Source organism: Streptomyces sp. H27-H1, from assembly GCF_026627445.1.
Lineage (GTDB): Bacteria > Actinomycetota > Actinomycetes > Streptomycetales > Streptomycetaceae > Streptomyces.
Window position 1 is genome coordinate 1 of sequence record NZ_JAPNLJ010000139.1, and the last position, 1,424, is coordinate 1,424.

The window sequence follows — 1,424 nt, forward strand, 5'->3', positions numbered from 1 at the left end:
GCCACCGGGTAGCCCCGGACGCGGCCGATGAACATCATCGACTTGGCCTCGGCGTACTCGGCGGCCAGCTTCTTGATGTCCTCTTCGCCGTCGAGGATCTCCTGGATCTGCGCCGGCAGCTTGCGCAGGCCGTCGATGATCCGCTTGCCGTCGGTGACGGACAGGTCGCGGATGCGGCCCAGGTGCACGGCGAGCAGCGCGAAGGCCACGACCGTGTTGGTGAAGCACTTGGTGGAGACGACGCAGACCTCGGGGCCGGCGTGTACGTACACGCCGCCGTCGGCCGCGCGGGCGATCGCGGAGCCGACCACGTTGACCACGCCGAGGACGCGGGCGCCCTTGCGCTTGAGTTCCTGCACGGCCGCGAGCACGTCGTACGTCTCACCGGACTGGGAGACCGCGATGTAGAGGGTGTCGGGGTCCACGACCGGGTTGCGGTAGCGGAACTCCGAGGCCGGCTCGGCGTCGGCGGGGATGCGGGCCAGGCTCTCGATGAGGCCCGCGCCGATCATGCCGGCGTGGTAGGAGGTGCCGCAGCCCAGGATCTTGACCCGGCGGATGCCGCGCGCCTCGCGCGGGTCCAGGTTCAGGCCGCCCAGGTGGACCGTGCTGAAGCGGTCGTCGATCCGGCCGCGCAGGACGCGGTCGACCGCGTCGGCCTGCTCGGAGATCTCCTTGTGCATGTACGTGTCGTGGCCGCCCATGTCGTACGAGGCGGCCTCCCACTCCACGGTCTCGGGCGTGGCGGTGGTCGTCGTACCGGAGGTGGTGTAGGTCCGGAAGTCGTCGGCCTTCAGGGTCGCCATCTCGCCGTCGTCCAGGGTGACGATCTGGCGGGTGTGGGCGACGAGCGCGGCGATGTCCGAGGCGACGAACATCTCCTTCTCGCCGATGCCGAGGACGACCGGGGAGCCGTTGCGGGCGACGACGATGCGGTCGGGGAAGTCGGCGTGCATGACGGCGATGCCGTAAGTGCCCTCGACGACCTTGAGCGCCTCGCGGACCTTCTCCTCCAGGGTGTCGGCCTGGGCGCGGGCGATGAGGTGGACGAGCACCTCGGTGTCGGTCTCCGAGAGGAAGACGACCCCGTCGGCCTCCAGCTTGGCGCGCAGCTCGGAGGCGTTGTCGACGATGCCGTTGTGGACGACGGCGACCTTGTTGTCGGCGTCCAGGTGCGGGTGGGAGTTGAGGTCGCTCGGGGCGCCGTGGGTGGCCCAGCGGGTGTGGGCGATGCCGGTGGTGCCGGCGAAGCGCTTGGGCACCCGGGACTCGAGCTCGCGTACGCGGCCCTTCGCCTTGACGACCTTCAGGGCCGCGGCCTTCGGGCTGTTGACGACGATGCCCGCGGAGTCGTAGCCGCGGTACTCCAGTCGCTGCAGGCCTTCCAGCAGCAGCGGTGCCACGTCACGCTTGCCGATGTAACC

The 1,424-nt window shown here is 70.1% G+C and carries 1 protein-coding gene; it reads right to left on the bottom strand.

Translation table 11 applies throughout. The annotated features are described in order from the left end of the window. Positions 1–1,424: glutamine--fructose-6-phosphate transaminase (isomerizing) (glmS, locus tag OTB20_RS42140; RefSeq protein WP_267825179.1), on the bottom strand; the 1,424-nt coding region annotated here is incomplete at both ends.